Below are 21826 nucleotides of genomic sequence, written 5' to 3'. Positions count from 1 at the left end.
CCGTAAAGTCTGCCCGTGCCTGCAAATCAGCGCTTTGCCGCGACACGTCGTCCAATCCTGTGCCGCGAACCGGTTTAAATGGCCCTCGAAGGCTTGCGCGCAAGCGCGGGCTGCGCTAACCACTCTGGCGTTGCAACATATTTTTCGGCCTGCGAGATTTGTTGTTTGGCGCTCTCCCATGCGCCCTCCCGCAGGCAGGGACGGATAACAATGACTGAACTTCTCGGTTCCTATGTTCCGATCGCGATTTTCATTGGAATCGCACTTGTGATCGGCGTGGCACTTTTGATTGCCCCCTTCGCCGTCGCGTTCAAGGCGCCTGATTCGGAAAAGCTGTCGGCCTACGAATGCGGTTTCAATGCGTTCGACGACGCTCGAATGAAGTTCGACATTCGTTTCTATCTTGTGTCGATCCTCTTCATCATCTTCGACTTGGAAGTCGCCTTCCTCTTTCCGTGGGCCGTCTCGTTCCACCAGCTGGGCTGGTTCGGATTCTGGTCCATGATGGTCTTCCTCAGTGTGCTGACGATCGGCTTTATCTATGAATGGAAGAAGGGAGCGCTGGAATGGAACTAGCATCCGGCACCACGCTCGTTGCGCCCAAGCCGAAGGGGATCATCGATCCCTCGACCGGCAAGCCGATCGGCAGCAATGATGCATTCTTCGGCGAGATCAACAATGAGCTCGCCGACAAGGGTTTTCTGGTTACGTCGACCGACGAGCTCATCAATTGGGCGCGCACTGGTTCGCTGATGTGGATGACCTTCGGTCTTGCCTGCTGCGCCGTCGAGATGATGCAGATGTCGATGCCGCGTTACGACGCCGAGCGCTTCGGCTTCGCGCCGCGCGCTTCACCGCGCCAGTCCGATGTGATGATCGTCGCCGGCACCCTGACCAACAAGATGGCGCCAGCGCTCCGCAAGGTCTACGACCAGATGCCGGAGCCGCGTTACGTGATCTCGATGGGCTCGTGTGCCAATGGCGGCGGCTACTATCACTATTCCTATTCCGTCGTGCGTGGCTGCGACCGTGTCGTGCCCGTTGATATCTATGTGCCAGGCTGTCCTCCCACAGCAGAAGCGCTGCTTTACGGCGTGCTTTTGCTGCAGAAGAAGATCCGCCGGACCGGCACGATCGAACGCTAAGGGTAGGGGGTCCTTAACATGAGTGAAGCCCTGAACGAGCTTGCCTCCTATCTGCGCGAGACGCGCAGCCAGCTGATTTCGGATGCCGCCATCAACTACGGCGAACTGACGCTGACGACGACGGCTGCAAACCTGATCGAGCTCTTGACGTTCCTGCGCGACGACGTGCAGTGCGCCTTCATCAACTTCGTCGATGTTTGCGGTGTCGACTGGCCTCAGCGGCCGGACCGTTTCGATGTCGTCTACCACCTGCTGTCGCCACGCCAGAATTTCCGCGTGCGCATCAAGGTTGCGACCGGTGAAGGCGAGCCTGTGCCGTCGGCCACCAGCGTCTTTCCGGGCGCCGACTGGTTCGAACGCGAAGCCTACGACATGTATGGCATTCTGTTTACCGGCCATCCGGACCTGCGTCGCATCCTGACGGACTACGGTTTCGAAGGGCATCCGCTGCGCAAGGACTTCCCGGTCACCGGGTTTGTCGAGGTTCGCTATGATGACGAAGCCAAGCGCGTCATCTATGAGCCCGTTGAACTGAAGCAGGAATTCCGTAACTTCGACTTCCTCTCCCCGTGGGAAGGGACGGAATACGTCCTGCCCGGCGACGAGAAGGCGAAAGCACGGTGAGACTAAGTCGGCCCGCGGCGACCCTTTGAGGGCGCCGTCCGGCCTGGAGCAATCGGTATGACCGAACATAACGTCCGCAATTTCAACATCAACTTTGGTCCGCAGCATCCGGCGGCGCACGGCGTTCTTCGTCTGGTGCTCGAGCTTGATGGCGAAATCGTCGAGCGTGTCGACCCGCATATCGGTCTGCTGCATCGCGGCACCGAAAAGCTGATCGAAACCAAGACCTATCTGCAGGCGATTCCCTATTTCGATCGGCTCGACTACGTCGCGCCGATGAACCAGGAGCATGCTTTTGCGCTTGCAGTGGAAAAGCTGACCGGAACCGAAGTTCCGATCCGCGGCCAGCTGATCCGCGTTCTCTATTCGGAAATCGGCCGTATCCTGTCGCATCTTCTGAACGTGACCACGCAGGCCATGGACGTCGGCGCGCTGACGCCGCCGCTCTGGGGCTTCGAGGAGCGCGAAAAGCTGATGGTGTTCTATGAGCGTGCCTGCGGCGCGCGCATGCACTCGGCCTATTTCCGTCCCGGCGGCGTGCACCAGGATCTGCCGCATGAGCTGGTCGAGGATATCGGCAAGTGGATCGACCCGTTCCTCAAGACCGTCGACGATATCGACGAGCTTCTGACTGGCAACCGCATCTTCAAGCAGCGCAACGTCGACATCGGCGTCGTCAAGCTGGAAGACGCCTGGGCCTGGGGTTTCTCGGGCGTGATGGTTCGCGGTTCCGGCGCTGCCTGGGACCTGCGCCGTTCGCAGCCCTACGAATGCTATTCGGACATGGATTTCGACATTCCGATCGGCAAGAACGGTGACTGCTTCGATCGTTACCTCATCCGCATGATCGAAATGCGCGAGTCGGCCAAGATCATGCGTCAGTGCGTGAACCGTCTGCTCGGCGATGCCAAGATTGGCCCGGTCTCGTCGATGGACGGTAAGATCGTTCCGCCAAAACGTGGTGAGATGAAGCGCTCGATGGAAGCGCTGATCCACCACTTCAAGCTCTACACCGAAGGCTACCACGTGCCGGCCGGCGAGGTTTATACAGCCGTTGAAGCGCCCAAGGGCGAATTCGGCGTCTATCTCGTCTCCGACGGTAGCAACAAGCCCTATCGCTGCAAGATCCGTGCCCCGGGCTACGCGCATCTGCAGGCGATGGACTTCCTCTGTCGCGGACACCAGCTTGCCGACGTGTCAGCCGTGCTGGGCTCCCTCGATATCGTGTTCGGTGAGGTGGATCGCTGATGCGTTTCGCGCCCCTGGCAATGGCAGGATTTCTTATGCTTGCGACGGCGGCATCCGCACAGGATTCCGTCAACAGCGAAGCGTCTGCCGCGATGCGTGGGGGCTCGATGGCCGATCTCGTGGCCAAGGGCTACGAGATCAAGGCGGCCGTGGCCAACGGCACGCGCTACATCGTATTTTTACAAAAAGACCAGTCAGCCTATGCCTGCGAATTCGTTTCGGTGACGAAATCGCGGTGTGGGTCGATTAACTGATAAGGTGTCGTGAAGAATGTCTGTTCGTCGACTAGCCGAAGACAATGTTCAGCCGGCCGCATTCGCGTTCAATCGCGAAAACGCCGCTTGGGCAAAGAAGACAATCCAGAAGTATCCGAAAGGCCGTGAGCAGTCCGCGGTCATTCCGTTGTTGATGCGGGCGCAGGAGCAGGACGGCTGGGTAACGAAGGCCGCGATCGAATCGATCGCTGACATGCTCGGCATGGCCTATATCCGCGTGCTCGAAGTTGCGACCTTCTATACCCAGTTCCAGCTGAAGCCGGTCGGAACGCGCGCTCACGTGCAGGTCTGCGGCACGACGCCGTGTATGCTGCGTGGCGCCGAAGACCTGATCCGGGTCTGCAAGAGCAAGATCGCCCACGATCCTTTCACCCTCAACGAGAGCGGCACGCTTTCCTGGGAAGAAGTGGAATGTCAGGGCGCCTGTGTGAATGCGCCGATGGTCATGATCTTCAAGGACACCTATGAAGACCTGACGCCCGAGCAGCTCGAGCAGATCATCGACCGCTTCGATGCAGGCAAGGGTGCCGAAGTCGCCACCGGTCCGCAGATCGATCGTGTCTTCTCGGCGCCGGAAGGTGGCCCGACCACGCTCATGACGCCGGACGCGCCGGCCAGGAAGGCTCCCGCGAGCGCGAAGAAGGTCAGCGATGCGCCTGTTGTCAGCGTTCCGCCATCGAACGCTGCACGGGCAAAGACCGCTGCCAGCGAAACCAACGCCGCCGTGAAGACGCCGGCGACGGCGAAGAAGGAAGCGGCGGCAAACGCCAAGGTCGAGGGCGACACCGCCGACAAGTCGAAGCCCGCCAGGGCGGCCGACGTTTCCGGCAAGCCGTCGCTTGAAGACAAGAACCGCCCGGCAGGCATCGCTAGGCCGGCGGCTGTCGACGACCTCAAGCTGATCTCCGGCGTTGGCCCGAAGATCGAAGGCACGCTGCACGAACTCGGCATCTACACGTTCGCGCAAGTCGCGTCGTGGAAGAAGGCCGAGCGCGAATGGGTCGACAGCTATCTCAATTTCAAGGGCCGGATCGAACGTGACGATTGGGTCAAGCAGGCCAAGGCGCTCGCCAAGGGTGGCGAAGCCGAATACATCAGAGTTTTCGGCAAGAAGCCGCGGTAAAGAGGTGAACCATGCTCAGAGATGAAGATCGCATCTTTACCAATATCTACGGCCTCAAGGATAAGTCTCTCAAGGGCGCGATGAGCCGCGGCCATTGGGATGGCACCAAGCAGATCCTCGAAAAGGGTCGCGACTGGATCGTCAACGAGATGAAGGCTTCGGGTCTTCGCGGTCGTGGCGGCGCAGGCTTCCCGACCGGTCTCAAGTGGTCCTTCATGCCGAAGGAAAGCGACGGGCGTCCGCACTATCTGGTCGTCAACGCCGACGAATCCGAACCGGGCACCTGCAAGGACCGTGACATCATGCGTCACGATCCGCACACCCTGATCGAAGGCTGCGTCATCGCCAGCTTCGCCATGGGTGCGCACACCGCATACATCTACGTGCGCGGTGAATATATCCGCGAGCGCGAGGCGCTGCAGGCTGCGATCGACGAATGCTACGACGCCGGCCTGCTCGGCAAGAACAACAAGCTGGGCTGGGACATGGACATCTACGTCCACCACGGCGCCGGCGCCTACATCTGCGGCGAAGAAACCGCGCTGCTCGAAAGCCTTGAAGGCAAGAAGGGCCAGCCGCGCCTGAAGCCGCCGTTCCCGGCGAACATGGGTCTCTACGGCTGCCCGACGACCGTCAACAACGTCGAGTCGATCGCAGTTGCCCCGACGATCCTGCGCCGCGGCGCTGGCTGGTTCTCGTCGATCGGCCGTCCGAACAACGTCGGCACCAAGCTGTTCATGCTCTCCGGTCACGTCAACAAGCCGTGCACGGTCGAAGAAGCGATGGGCATCACCTTCCGTGAACTCGTCGACAAGCATGCCGGTGGCATTCGCGGCGGCTGGGACAACCTGCTGGCGGTCATTCCCGGCGGCGCATCGTGCCCGGTGGTCAAGGCGGAAGACATCATTGACTGCCCGATGGATTTCGACGGGCTTCGTGAAGTCAAATCGTCCTTCGGCACGGCGGCTGCCATCGTCATGGATCGCTCCACGGACATCATCAAGGCAATTGCCCGCATCTCGGCTTTCTTCAAGCACGAGAGCTGCGGCCAGTGCACGCCGTGCCGCGAAGGCACCGGCTGGATGTGGCGCGTGATGGAACGCATGGTGCAGGGCCGCGCCCAGAAGCGCGAGATCGACATGCTGTTCGACGTCACCAAGCAGATCGAAGGTCACACGATCTGTGCTCTGGGTGATGCGGCCGCCTGGCCGATCCAGGGCCTGATCCGCAACTTCCGTCCGGAGATCGAAAAGCGCATCGACGAATACACCCGCAACGCGACGTCGCACGGCGCGGTGCTGGAAGCGGCGGAGTAACGGGCCATGGCCGGCACACGCAAGGATGGACAGGTGAGGGGAGAGGCCGAGAGCGGCATTCCGTCCGCACGTCCGCTTGGCAGTGATCCGGCCGATCCGTTCGGCATGGCCGAATGGATGAAGACCATGCCCAAAGTGCCGCTGCATCCGCTGATGGCGCATCCGGCAGGCGCCGTGGCAGCTGCCACCGCGCTTGGTTTCGGTCTGTCGAGCCACATCGCCGGCGTTATGTTCGGCGCGATGCAGGGCGCCGTCGAAGCGCTGCAGAAGGGCTCGGCCTTGGCTGGCCAGATGCAGACAGACGCCCCGGCTGAGGTCGTTCCGACCCAAGCAGCTCCGGTTCAGGCAGAAGCAATGCCGCAAGAGACGGTGAAGCCGGTAGTCGCCAAGAAAGGCGCGGTATCAAAGCCGAAGGCTGAGAACAAGCTGGCGGAGCGCGTGAAGGCGCCGGCAGCTTCGCGGTCCAAGACCCGCACCGCCGACGACCTCAAGCGGATTTCCGGCATCGGCCCGAAGCTCGAGCAGGTCCTGAACGGCAAGGGCATTCGCCGGTTCGCCGATATCGCCGCCTGGAGTGACGCCGACATTGCCCGCTTCGACGACGAACTGGGCTTTGGCGGACGTATTCTGCGCGACGACTGGGTAAAGCAGGCAAAGGCGCTGAAAGGCGCAAAAGAATAAGAGGCGGTGACCGGCAGAGGTCGCCACCGGCAAGCAGCATGGCTGTGTTGGAATTGTCCGTCGCCTCAAGGTGGACGGATGGAAGACAGGATTGAGTACGAAGATGGCAAAGCTGAAAGTCGACGGAAAAGAGATCGAGGTCCCGGATCATTTCACGCTGCTTCAGGCGTGCGAAGAAGCCGGCGCCGAGGTTCCGCGCTTCTGTTTCCATGAGCGGCTGTCGGTCGCCGGCAACTGCCGCATGTGTCTGATCGAGGTGAAGGGAGGGCCACCAAAGCCCGCCGCCTCCTGTGCCATGGGTGTGCGCGACCTTCGTCCGGGTCCGAACGGCGAGACGCCGGAAGTCTTCACGACCACACCGATGGTCAAGAAGGCGCGCGAAGGCGTCATGGAATTCCTGCTGATCAACCATCCGCTCGATTGCCCGATCTGCGACCAGGGTGGCGAATGCGACTTGCAGGACCAGGCGATGGCCTTCGGCATCGATAGTTCGCGCTACCAGGAAAACAAGCGCGCTGTCGAAGACAAGTATATCGGCCCGTTGGTCAAGACGGTGATGAACCGTTGCATCCATTGCACGCGCTGCGTCCGTTTCACCACGGAAGTGGCCGGCATTGCCGAACTCGGCCTGATCGGCCGCGGCGAAGACGCCGAGATCACTACCTATCTTGAACAGGCCATGACCTCCGAGCTTCAGGGCAATGTCGTTGACCTCTGCCCGGTCGGCGCGCTGACCTCCAAGCCGTTCGCCTTCACGGCGCGTCCGTGGGAACTGAACAAGACCGAATCGATCGACGTGATGGACGCGCTCGGTTCGGCCATCCGCGTCGATACCCGTGGCCGCGAAGTGATGCGCATCATGCCGCGCGTCAACGAGGACATCAACGAAGAGTGGATCTCCGACAAGAGCCGCTTCATCTGGGACGGCCTGAAGACTCAGCGTCTCGACCGTCCTTATGTCAAGAAGGACGGCCGTCTGCAGGCTGCAACGTGGAGCGAAGCGTTCCAGGCGGTCAAGGCTGCCGTTGCAGCGACCTCCGGCGACAAGATCGGCGCCATCGCCGGTGACCTTGCTTCCGTAGAAGAAATGTACGCGCTGAAGGAACTGCTTGCTTCGCTCGGTTCCGAAAACGTCGACTGCCGCCAGGATGGTGCAGCGCTCGATCCGTCGCTCGGCCGCGCCAGCTACATCTTCAACCCGACCATTCAGGGGATCGAGAGCGCCGACGCGCTGCTGATCATCGGCTCGAACCCGCGCTTCGAAGCATCCGTTCTCAACGCACGCATCCGCAAGCGTTACCGGATGGGCAATTTCCCGATCGCCGTCATCGGCGAGCAGGGTGAACTGCGCTACGAATACGAATACCTCGGTGCAGGCACCGACACGCTGGCCGAACTCGTGTCCGGCAAGGGCAAGTTCGCTGCGACCTTGAAGAAGGCGCAGCGTCCGATGATCATCATCGGCCAGGGCGCCGTTGCAGGGGAGGGCGGTGCCGCCGTTCTCGCCGCTGCCGCCAAGCTTGTCGGCGCAGTGACGGCCGACTGGAACGGCTTTGCCGTTCTGCACACCGCAGCGTCCCGCGTCGGTGGTCTCGACCTCGGCTTCGTCCCGGGCAAGAACGGCAAGACGGCCGCCGAAATGGTTTCGGCCACTGACGTTCTCTTCCTGCTCGGCGCCGACGAGATCGATCTTGCTGGCCGCAAGTCCGGCTTCACTGTCTATATCGGTTCGCATGGCGACAATGGCGCCCACGCTGCCGACGTCATCCTGCCCGCCGCCACCTACACCGAAAAATCCGGCACCTGGGTCAACACCGAGGGCCGCGTGCAGATCGGCAACCGTGCCGGCTTCGCTCCGGGCGACGCCCGCGAGGACTGGGCGATCATCCGTGCGCTCTCCGACGTTCTCGGCAAGAAGCTGCCCTTTGATTCGCTTGGCGAATTACGCTCGAAGCTTTACGCCGCGCAGCCGCATTTCGCCGATGTCGACGCGATTGCCGTCGGCAGTGGCGACGAAATTGCCGCACTTGCTCAAAAAGCCGGTGAGATGGGCAAATCCGTGTTTGCGTCTCCGGTCAAAGACTTCTATTTGACGAACCCGATAGCGCGCGCATCCGCCGTCATGGCCGAATGCTCGGCTTTGGCACGCAACAACTTCAAAGCTGCGGCGGAATGAGCGCGAGGGAATAGAGTATCATGGACGCTTTCGTTTCGACCTATGTCTGGCCTGCGATCATCATGGTCGCCCAGTCGCTGCTGCTGCTGGTCGCGCTGCTGCTTTTCATCGCCTACGTTCTGCTGGCCGACCGCAAGATCTGGGCTGCTGTCCAGCTTCGCCGTGGTCCGAATGTGGTGGGCCCCTGGGGTCTTTTCCAGTCCTTTGCCGACCTTTTGAAGTTCGTCTTCAAGGAGCCGGTGATTCCGGCTGGCGCAAACAAGGCAATCTTTCTGCTCGCGCCGCTCGTCTCCGTGACGCTGGCGCTCGCCGCCTGGGCGGTTATTCCGCTCAATGCCGGCTGGGTGATCGCGAATATCAACGTCGGCATCCTCTTCGTGTTCGCCATATCTTCTCTTGAAGTTTATGGCATCATCATGGGTGGCTGGGCGTCGAACTCCAAATATCCCTTCCTCGGCGCGCTTCGTTCTGCCGCGCAGATGGTGTCTTACGAAGTCTCGATCGGCTTCGTCATCGTCACCGTCCTGTTGTGCGTGGGTTCGCTGAACCTGACTGATATCGTCAATGCGCAGAGCAACGGCATCGGTACGAACTTGGGTCTGCCCGCATCGTTCCTCGACTGGCACTGGCTCGCACTGTTCCCGATGTTCATCGTGTTCTTCATTTCGGCGCTGGCTGAAACGAACCGCCCGCCCTTCGATCTGCCGGAAGCGGAATCCGAACTCGTCGCCGGCTTCATGGTCGAATACGGCTCCACGCCTTACATGATGTTCATGCTCGGCGAGTATGCCGCCATCTGCCTGATGTGCGCGCTGACGACCATTCTCTTCCTCGGCGGCTGGCTGCCTCCGGTTGACGTCTGGTTCCTCAACTGGGTCCCGGGCATCATCTGGTTCGTTCTCAAGGCATCCTTCGTGTTCTTCATGTTCGCGATGGTGAAGGCTTTCGTTCCGCGTTACCGCTACGACCAGCTGATGCGTCTCGGCTGGAAGGTCTTCCTGCCGATTTCTCTGGCAATGGTCGTGATCACTGCATTCGTTCTCAAGCTGACGGGAGCTGCATGATGCTGGCTTTCGCTCGGTTGCATACCGCTGGCCGCTCCCAGGTCGGCAAGTCTGGAGGTAAATGATGGCCGGTCTTTCGCAAGCCGTCAGCTCGCTGTTCCTCAAGGAATTCGTCGGCGCGTTCTTTCTGTCGATGCGCTACTTCTTCAAGCCGAAGGCGACGTTGAACTACCCCTTCGAAAAGGGGCCGGTCAGCCCGCGCTTCCGTGGCGAACACGCCCTGCGCCGTTATCCGAACGGCGAAGAGCGCTGCATCGCCTGCAAGCTCTGCGAGGCGATCTGTCCTGCCCAGGCCATCACCATCGAGGCCGGCCCGCGCCGCAACGACGGCACCCGCCGCACGGTGCGCTACGACATCGACATGGTGAAGTGCATCTATTGCGGTTTCTGCCAGGAAGCCTGTCCGGTCGACGCCATCGTCGAGGGACCGAACTTCGAATTCGCCACCGAGACGCGTGAAGAGCTGTACTACGACAAAGACAAGCTCCTCGCCAATGGCGACCGTTGGGAGCGGGAAATCGCACGCAACATCGCAATGGACTCGCCCTATCGCTGAGGCCGATGCGTGGTGTCGCCCTTCAAGGCGGCACATGTGAAACAGTTTGGGGCAAAGGCCGGACATCAGTCCGGCTTTGCCAGTGGAGTGGGGGCTGCAAGAGCCTCACGCCGTGCAAGACGAAAAAGGCACCGATCATGGGTCTGCAGGTTCTTTTTTTCTATCTCTTTGCCTTCATCGCGGTGGCATCGGCATTTATGGTCATTGCGGCCAGGAACCCCGTTTATTCGGTGCTGTTCCTGATCCTGACCTTCTTCAATTCGGCGGGCCTGTTCCTGCTGGCTGGCGCCGAGTTCCTGGCGATGATCCTGCTCGTGGTCTATGTCGGCGCGGTTGCGGTGCTCTTCCTGTTCGTCGTCATGATGCTCGATATCGATTTCGCCGAACTCAGAGCCGGCGTGCTTGAATATGCGCCCGTCGGTGCGCTGATCGGTCTGATCCTGGCTGCCGAACTGATCATCGTCGTCGGCGGCGCGACCTTCTCGCCGGAGATTGCCAAGGGCATCTCGATGCCGATCCCGGCGGTTGCCGACCGGACGAACACCGCCGCACTCGGCGACGTGCTCTATACCCACTACGTCTACTTCTTCCAGATCGCGGGCCTTGTGCTGTTGGTCGCCATGATCGGCGCCATCGTCCTCACGCTGCGCCACCGCACGAACATCAAGCGCCAGAGCATTCCGCAGCAGGTTGCCCGCACGCCCGAGACCGCCGTCGAGGTGATCACGGTCAAGCCCGGGCAGGGCATTTAATTCGGACGCGAGGTCGAGGAACCAAAAAATGGAAATCGGAATTTCCCACTATCTCACCGTCAGCGCCATCCTGTTCACGCTTGGTGTCTTCGGCATCTTCCTGAACCGGAAGAACGTCATCGTCATCCTGATGTCGGTCGAACTGATCCTGCTTGCGGTCAACATCAACATGGTCGCCTTCTCGTCGTTCCTGAACGACATCACTGGCCAGGTCTTTGCTCTGTTCATTCTGACCGTCGCGGCCGCGGAAGCCGCCATCGGGCTTGCAATTCTCGTCGTCTTCTACCGCAACCGCGGCTCGATCGCTGTTGAAGACGTCAACATGATGAAGGGCTGATTGGGCTATGGATACCATCATCAAGGCTATCGTCTTCCTGCCTTTGATTGGCTTTCTGGTCGCCGGCCTTTTCGGCACTTCGATCGGCGCCAAGGCTTCTGAATATGTCACCAGCGGACTGATGATCATCGCCGCCGCATTGTCGTGGTACGTCTTCTTCGACGTCGCGATGGGCGAGCAGGAACTGATCAAGGTTTCGGTGCTGCGCTGGATCCAGTCCGGCGGCTTCGACGTCGAATGGGCGTTCCGCGTCGACACGCTGACCGCAGTCATGTTCGTGGTCGTCAACACAGTGTCGACGCTCGTGCATGTCTATTCGATCGGCTATATGCACCACGATCCGCATCGTCCGCGTTTCTTCGCCTATCTGTCGCTCTTCACCTTCGCGATGTTGATGCTGATCACGTCGGACAACCTGGTGCAGATGTTCTTCGGCTGGGAAGGCGTGGGTCTCGCATCCTACCTGCTGATCGGCTTCTGGTATAAGAAGCCGTCGGCGAACGCGGCGGCGATGAAGGCGTTCATCGTCAACCGCGTTGGCGACTTCGGTTTCTCGCTTGGCATCTTCCTCGTCTTCGTGCTGTTCGGTTCGGTCAACCTCGAAACCATCTTTGCAGCAGCCCAGACCTACCTGCCGGCCGAAGGTGCCGCAGCAGGGGAGGCGGTTGTTACGCTGTTCGGCATGCACCTCGACAAGGCAGATGCCATCACGGCCGCATGCCTGCTGCTCTTCATGGGCGCGATGGGCAAGTCGGCTCAGTTCCTGCTGCACACCTGGCTTCCGGACGCGATGGAAGGCCCGACCCCGGTTTCGGCCCTCATTCACGCCGCAACCATGGTCACCGCCGGCGTCTTCCTTGTCGCTCGCATGTCGCCGCTGTTTGAGCTGTCGCCGACTGCACTGACGGTCGTCACGCTGATCGGCGCGATCACGGCCTTCTTCGCCGCAACCGTCGGTCTGGTCCAGAACGACATCAAGCGCGTCATCGCCTATTCGACCTGTTCGCAGCTTGGCTACATGTTCGTGGCCCTCGGCGTCGGCGCCTATGGCGCGGCCATCTTTCATCTGTTCACGCACGCCTTCTTCAAGGCTCTCCTTTTCTTGGGTGCAGGTTCGGTCATTCACGCCGTCGATGGCGAACAGGATATGCGTTACATGGGTGGCCTGCGGAAGCATATTAAGGTCACCTATTGGATGATGTTCATCGGCACGATCGCGCTCACCGGCGTCGGCATCCCCGGCACCGTCATCGGTACGGCCGGCTTCTTCTCGAAGGATGCCATCATCGAATCGACGTTCGCTTCGCACAGCATCGTTTCGGGCTTTGCCTTTGCGATGCTGGTGATCGCCGCTCTGTTCACCAGTTTCTATTCCTGGCGCCTGACCTTCATGACCTTCCACGGCAAGCCACGCGCTTCGTCGGATGTCATGCATCACGTCCATGAATCACCTCAGGTCATGCTGGTGCCGCTCTACATCCTGGCTGCCGGTGCTCTGCTCGCAGGCTTCCTGTTCCACGACCACTTCTTCGGCGAGGGCTATGCCGAGTTCTGGAAGGGTGCGTTGTTCACCTCGGCTGAAAACGAAATCCTCAATGAGTACCACCACGTTCCGCTGTGGGTTAAGTGGAGCCCGTTCTGCGCCATGGCGCTTGGTCTCTTCACGGCCTGGTACATGTACATCCGTCGGCCTGAGCTGCCGAAGTACCTGGCGGAACAGCATCGCGGCCTCTACCAGTTCCTGCTCAACAAGTGGTACTTCGACGAGCTATACGACTTCCTGTTCGTACGCTCGGCCAAGCGCCTCGGCGTCTTCCTGTGGAAGGAAGGCGACGGCCGGGTCATCGACGGCCTTGGCCCTAACGGAATTGCGGCACGCGTGCTTGATGTCACCGATCGTGTGGTCCGGCTGCAGACCGGTTACCTCTATCACTACGCGTTCGCCATGCTGATCGGCATTGCTGCGCTCGTTACATGGATGATGCTCGGGAGTTCCTTCTGATGACCGATTGGCCCGTACTTTCCGCGGTCACCTTCATGCCGCTCGTCGGCGTCCTGCTTCTCTTGCTGACAAGAGAAGACAGCGCCTACGGCCGCCGCAACATCCTGAACGTATCGCTGCTGACGACGCTCTTCACGTTCGCCGTGTCGGTCTATATCTGGTACCAGTTCGATAGCTCGAACCCGGGTTTCCAGATGACCGAGAAGCACGAATGGCTCGGCACCGGGATTTCCTATCATCTCGGCGTCGACGGCATCTCGGTGCTCTTCGTCGTTCTCTCTGCCTTCCTGATGCCGTTCTGCGTGCTCGCAAGCTGGTTCTCGGTCGAAAAGCGGCTGAAGGAATACATGATCGCGTTCCTGATCCTGGAAACGTTCATGATCGGCGTGTTCGTGTCGCTCGACATCGTGCTGTTCTACGTGTTCTTCGAAGCCGGCCTCATTCCGATGTTCCTCATCATCGGTGTCTGGGGCGGCAAGGATCGCGTCTATGCGAGCTACAAGTTCTTCCTCTACACGCTGCTCGGCTCGGTGCTGATGTTGCTCGCCATCATGGCGATGTACTGGCAGGCCGGTACCACCGACATCACTGAACTTCTCGCCTACAACTTCCCGCGTGAGATGCAGACGTGGTTATGGCTCGCCTTCTTCGCTTCCTTCGCGGTGAAGATGCCGATGTGGCCGGTGCACACCTGGCTTCCCGACGCGCACGTTCAGGCGCCGACGGCGGGTTCGGTCATCCTGGCCGCCATCCTCCTGAAGCTTGGCGGTTACGGCTTCGTGCGCTTCTCGCTGCCGATGTTCCCGCTGGCGTCCGACTATTTCGCGCCCTTCGTCTTCACGCTGTCGGTCATCGCGATCATCTACACCTCGCTGGTGGCGATGATGCAGACCGACATCAAGAAACTGATCGCCTATTCGTCCGTCGCACATATGGGTTACGTGACGATGGGTATCTTCGCGGCCAATACGCAGGGTGTTCAGGGTGCGATTTTCCAGATGCTGTCGCACGGCATCGTCTCCGGCGCGCTCTTCCTTTGCGTCGGCGTCGTCTATGACCGGCTGCACACCCGCGAGATCTCGGCCTATGGCGGCCTCGTCAACAACATGCCGAAATACGCCGTCGCCTTCATGGTGTTCACCATGGCCAACGTCGGCCTACCCGGCACATCAGGCTTCGTCGGCGAAGTGCTGACGCTCGTCGGCGTCTTCCGCGTCAATACCTGGGTTGCGTTCTTTGCAACGAGCGGCGTTATTCTCTCGGCTGCCTACGCGCTCTGGCTCTACCGCCGAGTGATCTTCGGTGCGCTGGAAAAGGAAAGCCTGAAGGCTCTGCTCGATCTTTCGGCTCGCGAGAAGGCGATCCTTTACCCGCTGGTGATCCTGACGATCTTCTTCGGTGTCTATCCGGCGCCGATCTTCGATGCGACCGCAGCCTCCGTGGATCTGCTCGTCAACAACTACTCCGCAGCCCTGCAGGCAGCGCAAAACGTTGCGCTTTCGGTGCAATGACCACAGGACGTGATTGGACATGACTGCTGAAATCCTCCTCGCTAGCCTGCAGCTCTCGATCCCCGAGTTGATCCTCGCGGTCGGCGCGATGGCGCTCTTGATGATCGGCGTGTTCGCCGGTGAAAAGTCGACCTCGACCGTCACCGGCCTTGCGGTTGCCCTTCTCATCATCGCCGGCCTCTGGCTCGTCCTGAAGACGGGCGAGGGCGAAGCTTACGGCGGCGCCTTCCTGTCCGATCCCTTCGCCAAGTTCATGAAGGTGCTGGCGCTGATCGGCTCGATCACCGCCATGGTGATGACGGTCGGCCATGCCCGTTCCGCGCAGATCGATCGTTTCGAGTTCCCGGTGCTGCTGGTGCTCGCCACCCTCGGAATGCTCCTGATGATCTCGGCCAACGACCTGATGTCGCTGTACCTGTCGCTGGAATTGCAGTCGCTGGCGCTCTACGTCGTAGCCGCCATCAACCGTGACAGCATCCGTTCGACGGAAGCCGGCCTGAAGTATTTCGTCCTCGGCGCGCTGTCTTCGGGCATGCTGCTTTATGGCATGTCGCTGGTCTACGGCTTCACCGGCCACACCGGCTTTGACGAGATTGCCGCTGCATTGACGACTACGGGCACGCCGTCGCTCGGCCTGATCTTCGGACTGGTCTTCATCCTTGCCGGCCTTGCATTCAAGATTTCTGCCGTTCCGTTCCACATGTGGACGCCGGATGTTTATGAAGGTGCGCCGACGCCGGTCACCGCATTCTTCGCCGCGGCCCCGAAGGTTGCCGCCATGGCCATCTTCGTTCGCATCGTCATCAACGCGTTCGAGCCGGTCGTTGTCCAGTGGCAACAGATCGTCGTCTTCATCTCGATCGCTTCGATGCTGCTCGGAGCCTTTGCGGCGATCGGCCAGAAGAACATCAAGCGCCTGATGGCCTATTCCTCCATCGGTCACATGGGCTACGCGCTCGTCGGTCTCGCCGCCGGCTCTATGGCGGGCGTTCGCGGCGTTCTGCTCTACATGCTCATCTACATGGTCATGACGCTCGGCACCTTCGCCTGCATCCTCGCCATGCGCCGCAAGGATGGCGAGAACGTCGAAAGCGTCGACGATCTCGCTGGCCTGTCGCAGACCAACCCCTTCATGGCCACGGTCCTTACCATCCTGATGTTCTCGCTCGCCGGCATCCCGCCGATGGCAGGCTTCTTCGGGAAGTACTTCGTGTTCATGGCGGCTATCGAAGCCCATCTCTATGCGCTTGCCATCATCGGCGTGCTCGCTTCGGTCGTCGGCGCCTACTACTACCTGCGTGTCATCAAGGTGATGTGGTTCGACGATGCCAAGGGCGAGTTTGCCCGGACGGCCGGCGAGCTTCGCCTGGTTTTCGGTCTCTCGGGCCTGTTCGTGCTTGGCTACGTCCTGATCGGTGGTCCGCTCGGCAACGCCGCTGAAGTCGCGGCTCGGACCTTCTTTTGATAGGCCTTGAAGGCGGCGGCCGGGTTTCGCTCGACGATTTCCGGCACGTCGCTCTCAATGAAGTCGGTTCGACCAACAGCGAATGCCTGGTGCGGGCGCGCGAGGGGGACAGGGGAAATCTCTGGATCACCGCCGCCCGCCAGACAGGTGGACGTGGTCGACGCGGTAGGGCCTGGTTTTCAGAGCCCGGCAATCTCTATGCTTCGCTCCTCTTGATCGAGCCGGCTCCGATCGAGCTGCTGCACTCGCTGCCGCTGGCAGTGGCAGTGGCGGTTCACAGGGCCATCCGACAGGTAATGCCGCTGGCCGGCGCTCCGGTCGAGATCAAATGGCCGAACGATATCCTCATCGACGGCAAGAAGACTTGCGGCATCCTGCTTGAAGGCGAGAGTCTTGCAGACGGACGTCGCGCGCTGGTCATCGGCTGCGGCATCAACATCGCCGTCATGCCCGACGAGGCACTCTACCCGGTGACTTCGCTTCGCAACGAAGGGGCGTCGGTATCGCCGGACGACTTGTTTGCCCACCTTTTCCTGACCATGGCCGAAACGCTCTCCGTTTGGGACCAGGGCAGGGGTGTGGCACACATCATAGACCAATGGCGGGCGGCAGCGCGCGGCATCGGCGAGACCATTACGGTGAACCTGCCGGATCGGTCGCTTTCCGGCCGCTTTGCCGGTATTGATCAGGACGGCCGGCTGATGCTCGATACGGGCTCGGACACGATGCAGACGATCGCCGCCGGCGACGTATTTTTCGGATAATCAAAACAAGGGCGCATCAAAAACATGGCGCAAGAAGAAGAACTGGTGTTCTTGCCGCTCGGCGGCGTCGGTGAAATCGGGATGAACCTCGGCCTCTATGGCTATGGCAAACCCGGTCATCGACAGTGGATAATGGTCGATTGCGGCGTCACCTTCCCGGGGCCGGAGCTGCCGGGAGTGGATCTGGTTCTGGCCGATATCAGTTTCCTGGCGGAAGAACGCCGCAATCTCAAGGGCATCATCATCACCCATGCCCACGAGGATCACTATGGTGGTCTCAACGATCTTTGGCCGGGGTTGAACGTACCGGTCTATGCCTCGCCGTTTACCGCGGGCATGCTTGAGGCGAAACGCGACTTCGAAAGGAGCCGCGGCGAAATCCCGATAACGATCTTCAAGCAGGGCGACCGCATCAATGTTGGCCCGTTCGAAATCGAAGCGGTCGGCGTCAACCACTCGATCCCCGAGCCGATGTCGCTGATCATCCGCACGCCGCTTGGCGCGATCGTTCACACCGGCGACTGGAAGATCGATCTTCAGCCGTCGCTCGGGCCCCTGACCGACGAGCAGCGCTTCCGCAAGATCGGTGACGAGGGCGTGCTGGCGCTGGTCTGCGATTCGACCAATGCGCTTCGTGACGGGGTCTCGCCGTCCGAGCAGGAGGTTTCGGCAAGCCTGACGCAGATCATCTCCAAGTCTGAAGGACGTGTGGCGATCACCACCTTCTCTTCCAATGTCGGGCGCATCCGCTCGATTGCGGAAGCTGCGGAAGAGGCGGGCCGCGAGGTGTTGCTTCTCGGCAGCTCGATGAAGCGCGTCGTCGCCGTCGCCCGCGATCTCGGCCTGATGGAAGGCATCAAGCCTTTCCTCGCCGAAGACGAGTTCGGCTATGTGCCGCGCGACAAGGTCGTGGTGATCCTGACCGGTAGCCAGGGCGAACCCCGTGCCGCACTTGCCAAGATCGCCCGCGACGAGATGCGCAACGTCGCCTTTTCCGCCGGCGATACGGTCGTGTTTTCGTCGCGTACCATTCCCGGTAACGAGAAGGCGATCAACGACATCAAGAACGGCCTGATCGAGCAGGGCATTCACATCATCACCGACAGTGAAGCGCTGGTGCATGTGTCGGGCCACCCGCGTCGCAGCGAGCTGCAGCAGATGTACCAGTGGGTCCGTCCGCAGATCCTCGTGCCGGTGCATGGTGAGGCCGCACACCTGACGGCGCATGCCGAACTTGGCCTGCAGTCGGGTATCGCCAGCGTTCCGCGGCTTCGCAACGGCGATATGCTGCGGCTGGCGCCAGGTCCGGCCGAAGTCATCGACACTGCGCCGCATGGCCGGATCTACAAGGATGGCTCGCTGATCGGTGATTTCGAGGAAATGGGCATCGGTGAGCGGCGCAAGCTCTCCTTTGCCGGACATGTCTCAGTCAACGTCGTGCTCGACAACCGCTACGATTTCCTCGGTGATCCTGACCTCGTTGCCATCGGCTTGCCCGAGTTCGACGACGAGGGCGAGGACATGGAAGACACGCTCTATGACGCCGTGCTCGGTGCTGTCGAAAGCATCCCGCGTGCCAAGCGCAAGGATCTGGCCATGCTGCAGGAGGCGGTGCGCCGCGCCGTGCGTAGCACCGTCAACCAGATCTGGGGCAAGAAGCCCGTGGTGACCGTGTTCGTCACCAAAGTCTGATTTCCTTCAGGCTCCCGGCGCTGTAGACGTCCGGGGGCTTGAAAACAGCCCGAAGGTTGGAGGATCGCGATGCTTGGACGTGTAAACCATGTGGCAATCGCCGTGCCGGATCTGGCATCCGCTGCTGAGGGCTACCGAGTGACGCTCGGCGCTTCGGTGACCGAGCCGCAAGCCTTGCCCGAGCACGGTGTCACCGTCGTTTTCGTCGCGCTTCCCAACACCAAGGTCGAACTGCTGGAGCCGCTCGGCGATGCCTCGCCGATTGCGGCGTTTCTCGCCAAGAACCCGTCCGGCGGCATGCATCACATTTGCTACGAGGTCGAGGACATCATTGCTGCCCGTGACACGCTGAAGGCGTCCGGCGCGCGGGTTCTCGGTGACGGCGAGCCGAAGATCGGCGCTCACGGCAAGCCGGTGCTTTTTCTGCACCCGAAGGATTTTCAAGGCACGTTGATCGAGCTTGAACAGGTGTGACAGTTGACCGCGCGATGCCGGTTTGTGTGATCGCGCCGGTGGCGTTATAAGCGGGCTACAGCGCCGCGCGTCAAGTTTGACGCGCTCAGCACGCTGTAACACTTTAAACTTGCTGCATAATTTTCTCCTTAAATCGATGCCGATTTAAGGAATTATGCAGTAGAATATCGCGAGGATCGTTCCGTTGAGGGCCAGTAGCCAGTTCGGGACAGGTCTTCATCAGGAGCCGGAAATGCCGCTTTTTTCAACCTTTGCCATCTACTTCATTATCTGGTGGCTGACGCTGTTTGCAGTGCTGCCGCTTGGCGTGCGCACGCAGGCGGAGGAAAACGAGGTGGTGCCCGGCACTGTCGAAAGCGCGCCGGCGCGGTTCCGTGCCAAACGGGTCATCCTGCTGACAACTGCAATCGCGGCGGTCATCCAGCTTGCCTGGTACATTGTGTCGGTGCGGCTCGGCTACGGCATCGACAGCATTCCGCGCTTCTATCCGAAGTTCTATTGAGCCAAGCATCGGCAAGCATGTGGGCGCTCGGCGTCTAGGGATATCGAGTGATCGTGTCCGCTTCCTCACAATCCCCAGTTAAGTATTATCGATTTACCGCTGCACAGGCCCGTAGAGTTCTCTCGGGTGCCTCTCTGCGCGAAACCCGGGCAATCCTACGATTGACCGCCCCGAAATTGACATAGTTCAAGAAAGCCCGGGTGCTCCGATGAGGGTTCGCTTGGCGAAAGGCAAAAAAAAACAAGGCTAAAAGCCTTGTTTTTCAAGTATCGCGTGATCTTTAATCCGTTTCCGGCGGCAGCGACGAAGCGCGCCTAAGATCTTATCCTCCCAAGACTTGACCGCGAAAGTCGGCAAGAATTTAGACTTCATGCCTGTTTTGTGAGCCGAAATTAGCCCAAACATTGGGCGATGTCACCTTATTTTTTTGCATTTTTGCTACAGTTGGATAAAATTTCTCCGTTGACAAGCATCGTCGCAATACTGTTACTACCGTGCTCTTTTGACGCAGCTTTTGGCTTGTCGGTTCTCCTTCGAATCTCTCGATCCACTCTGTGTGGTTCCTTCTGCAAGCAGGGTTTTCATCCGGGCGCGAAGCGGCTATGAACGCAGGGCTCGGAAAGGTTCCTGCCGACTTGTCGGTGACGGAAATTTGAGAGCCGACCCCAAGAAGCAATGGTCGCCTTTGCCTGTTTTCGGCGAGACCGGCGTACCTGAGCTCAACGTCATTTCGCCCGAATCCGTCGATAGTGCGACGTTCATCAAGTTCTGGAACCCGTCATGCGCCTGTCCCGCTTTTTCATGCCCATCTTGAAGGAAAATCCGAAGGAAGCGGAAATCGTTTCCCACCGTCTTATGCTCCGGACGGGCATGATCCGGCAGCAGTCCTCGGGGATCTATACCTGGCTGCCGTTCGGAAAGCGGGTTCTCGACAAGGTCAATGCGATCGTTCGCGAAGAGCAGAACCGCACCGGCGCGAATGAGCTTTTGATGCCGACGCTGCAGTCCGCCGAGCTTTGGCAGGAGAGCGGCCGTTATGACGCCTATGGCAAGGAAATGCTGCGCATCAAGGACCGCCAGGATCGGCCGATGCTCTATGGTCCGACCAATGAGGAAATGATCACGGATGTCTTCCGTTCCTACGTGAAGTCCTACCGCAATCTGCCGCTCAATCTCTACCATATCCAGCTGAAGTTCCGCGACGAGATCCGTCCGCGCTTCGGCACCATGCGCTCGCGCGAGTTCCTGATGAAGGATGCCTATTCCTTCGATCTCGACCGCGAAGGTGCCGAGCACGCCTATAACAAGATGTTCGCCGCTTACCTGCGCACCTTCTCGCGCATGGGGCTGCGTGCCATTCCGATGCGTGCCGACACCGGACCGATTGGCGGCAATCTCAGCCATGAATTCATCATTCTCGCCGAAACCGGTGAATCCGAAGTGTTCTGCCACAAGGACTTCCTCGGCTTCGATATTCCCGGCGAAGACACCAATTTCGATGATGTCGCTGGTCTGAAGACGATCTTCGACAAGTGGACCTCGCGCTACGCGGCCACGTCCGAAATGCACGACGAAGCGGCGTTCAACGAAGTCGCCGAAGGCGATCGCCTGTCGGCACGCGGCATCGAAGTCGGCCATATCTTCTACTTCGGCACCAAGTATTCCGAGGCGATGGGCGCGAAGGTTCTCGGTCCGGATGGCAAGGAACACGCGGTCCATATGGGCTCCTACGGCATCGGCCCGACACGGCTGGTTCCGGCGATCATCGAGGCGTCGCATGACGACAACGGCATCATCTGGCCGAAGTCGATCTCGCCGTTCGATGGTGTGATCATCAACATGAAAGCGGGCGATGCCGCTTGCGACGCAGCCTGCGAGACGCTCTATTCGAAGCTCGGCGCCGCAGGATTCGATGCGCTGCTCGACGATACGGACGACCGCGCCGGCGCCAAGTTCGCCTCTGCCGATCTTATCGGCGTACCTGTCCAGATCATCGTCGGACCGCGTTCTATCGCCAACGGCGAAGTCGAGCTCAAGGATCGCAAGACCGGTGAGCGCGAGACCATGACTGTCGAGGCAGCCCTCAACAAGCTGATCGCGACGAAGTAAGTGAGGCAAG

21 protein-coding genes are annotated in these 21826 nt (G+C 60.2%); all 21 read left to right on the top strand.

All coding sequences use genetic code 11. The annotated features are described in order from the left end of the window. The first annotated feature begins 210 nt into the window (after positions 1 to 210). Positions 211 to 576: an NADH-quinone oxidoreductase subunit A gene (locus tag ASD02_RS27185; RefSeq protein WP_025426580.1), complete on the top strand. Its 366-nt coding sequence runs from the start codon at positions 211 to 213 to the stop codon at positions 574 to 576. Further along, on the top strand, positions 567 to 1145 hold the full coding sequence (locus tag ASD02_RS27180) for an NADH-quinone oxidoreductase subunit B (protein ID WP_025426581.1): 579 nt from the start codon (positions 567 to 569) through the stop codon (positions 1143 to 1145). The genes ASD02_RS27185 and ASD02_RS27180 overlap by 10 nt, the downstream gene beginning before the upstream one ends. A gap of 18 nt (positions 1146 to 1163) precedes the next feature. Next, positions 1164 to 1769 carry an NADH-quinone oxidoreductase subunit C gene (locus ASD02_RS27175; RefSeq protein ID WP_025426582.1) on the top strand — a complete coding sequence of 202 codons (606 nt, stop codon included), beginning with the start codon at positions 1164 to 1166 and terminating at the stop codon, positions 1767 to 1769. A 57-nt stretch (positions 1770 to 1826) separates the two neighbouring features. Continuing rightward, complete coding sequence (locus ASD02_RS27170) at positions 1827 to 3017, top strand: NADH-quinone oxidoreductase subunit D (RefSeq protein ID WP_025426583.1); 1191 nt, start codon at positions 1827 to 1829, stop codon at positions 3015 to 3017. Next, positions 3017 to 3271 carry a hypothetical protein gene (locus tag ASD02_RS27165; RefSeq protein ID WP_025426584.1) on the top strand — a complete coding sequence of 85 codons (255 nt, stop codon included), beginning with the start codon at positions 3017 to 3019 and terminating at the stop codon, positions 3269 to 3271. The genes ASD02_RS27170 and ASD02_RS27165 overlap by 1 nt, the downstream gene beginning before the upstream one ends. Positions 3272 to 3287: 16 nt before the next feature. Next, positions 3288 to 4415, top strand: coding sequence for an NADH-quinone oxidoreductase subunit E (locus ASD02_RS27160; RefSeq protein ID WP_025426585.1), 1128 nt, complete (start codon positions 3288 to 3290; stop codon positions 4413 to 4415). A gap of 11 nt (positions 4416 to 4426) precedes the next feature. Continuing rightward, positions 4427 to 5731, top strand: a complete 1305-nt coding sequence (gene nuoF, locus ASD02_RS27155; protein ID WP_025426586.1) for an NADH-quinone oxidoreductase subunit NuoF — start codon at positions 4427 to 4429, stop codon at positions 5729 to 5731. Between the two features lie 6 nt (positions 5732 to 5737). Beyond that, positions 5738 to 6412 carry an NADH:ubiquinone oxidoreductase gene (locus ASD02_RS27150; protein WP_057221473.1) on the top strand — a complete coding sequence of 225 codons (675 nt, stop codon included), beginning with the start codon at positions 5738 to 5740 and terminating at the stop codon, positions 6410 to 6412. Positions 6413 to 6515: 103 nt separating this feature from the next. Further along, positions 6516 to 8588, top strand: coding sequence for an NADH-quinone oxidoreductase subunit NuoG (gene nuoG, locus ASD02_RS27145; protein ID WP_025426588.1), 2073 nt, complete (start codon positions 6516 to 6518; stop codon positions 8586 to 8588). Between the two features lie 20 nt (positions 8589 to 8608). Then, a complete protein-coding gene (gene nuoH, locus ASD02_RS27140) occupies positions 8609 to 9652 on the top strand; it encodes an NADH-quinone oxidoreductase subunit NuoH (protein ID WP_025426589.1) in 1044 nt (347 codons plus the stop codon). A 64-nt stretch (positions 9653 to 9716) separates the two neighbouring features. Beyond that, positions 9717 to 10208 carry an NADH-quinone oxidoreductase subunit NuoI gene (nuoI, locus tag ASD02_RS27135; protein WP_025426590.1) on the top strand — a complete coding sequence of 164 codons (492 nt, stop codon included), beginning with the start codon at positions 9717 to 9719 and terminating at the stop codon, positions 10206 to 10208. 137 nt (positions 10209 to 10345) lie between these two features. Then, positions 10346 to 10960 carry an NADH-quinone oxidoreductase subunit J gene (locus ASD02_RS27130; protein ID WP_025426591.1) on the top strand — a complete coding sequence of 205 codons (615 nt, stop codon included), beginning with the start codon at positions 10346 to 10348 and terminating at the stop codon, positions 10958 to 10960. Between the two features lie 28 nt (positions 10961 to 10988). Next, positions 10989 to 11297, top strand: a complete 309-nt coding sequence (gene nuoK / locus ASD02_RS27125; RefSeq protein ID WP_025426592.1) for an NADH-quinone oxidoreductase subunit NuoK — start codon at positions 10989 to 10991, stop codon at positions 11295 to 11297. 7 nt (positions 11298 to 11304) lie between these two features. Then, a complete protein-coding gene (nuoL, locus tag ASD02_RS27120; RefSeq protein WP_057221472.1) occupies positions 11305 to 13299 on the top strand; it encodes an NADH-quinone oxidoreductase subunit L in 1995 nt (664 codons plus the stop codon). Then, positions 13299 to 14810: an NADH-quinone oxidoreductase subunit M gene (locus ASD02_RS27115; RefSeq protein ID WP_057211424.1), complete on the top strand. Its 1512-nt coding sequence runs from the start codon at positions 13299 to 13301 to the stop codon at positions 14808 to 14810. The genes nuoL and ASD02_RS27115 overlap by 1 nt, the downstream gene beginning before the upstream one ends. Before the next feature lie 19 nt (positions 14811 to 14829). Further along, complete coding sequence (nuoN, locus tag ASD02_RS27110) at positions 14830 to 16275, top strand: NADH-quinone oxidoreductase subunit NuoN (RefSeq protein ID WP_057211423.1); 1446 nt, start codon at positions 14830 to 14832, stop codon at positions 16273 to 16275. Further along, positions 16275 to 17039: a biotin--[acetyl-CoA-carboxylase] ligase gene (locus ASD02_RS27105; RefSeq protein WP_162249774.1), complete on the top strand. Its 765-nt coding sequence runs from the start codon at positions 16275 to 16277 to the stop codon at positions 17037 to 17039. The genes nuoN and ASD02_RS27105 overlap by 1 nt, the downstream gene beginning before the upstream one ends. A gap of 24 nt (positions 17040 to 17063) precedes the next feature. Continuing rightward, the gene (locus ASD02_RS27100) at positions 17064 to 18731 is read left to right on the top strand and encodes a ribonuclease J (RefSeq protein ID WP_025426597.1); all 1668 of its coding nucleotides are present in this window, start codon (positions 17064 to 17066) and stop codon (positions 18729 to 18731) included. Between the two features lie 69 nt (positions 18732 to 18800). Next, positions 18801 to 19205, top strand: coding sequence for a methylmalonyl-CoA epimerase (gene mce / locus ASD02_RS27095; RefSeq protein WP_025426598.1), 405 nt, complete (start codon positions 18801 to 18803; stop codon positions 19203 to 19205). 232 nt (positions 19206 to 19437) lie between these two features. Further along, a complete protein-coding gene (locus tag ASD02_RS27090) occupies positions 19438 to 19707 on the top strand; it encodes a DUF1467 family protein (RefSeq protein WP_025426599.1) in 270 nt (89 codons plus the stop codon). A 780-nt stretch (positions 19708 to 20487) separates the two neighbouring features. Then, a complete protein-coding gene (gene proS, locus ASD02_RS27085; protein WP_025426600.1) occupies positions 20488 to 21816 on the top strand; it encodes a proline--tRNA ligase in 1329 nt (442 codons plus the stop codon). Positions 21817 to 21826: the final 10 nt, after the last annotated feature.

Source organism: Ensifer sp. Root1252 (assembly GCF_001425885.1).
Taxonomy (GTDB): Bacteria; Pseudomonadota; Alphaproteobacteria; order Rhizobiales; family Rhizobiaceae; genus Ensifer; species Ensifer canadensis.
This window is presented reverse-complemented; position numbering and strand designations above follow the sequence as displayed.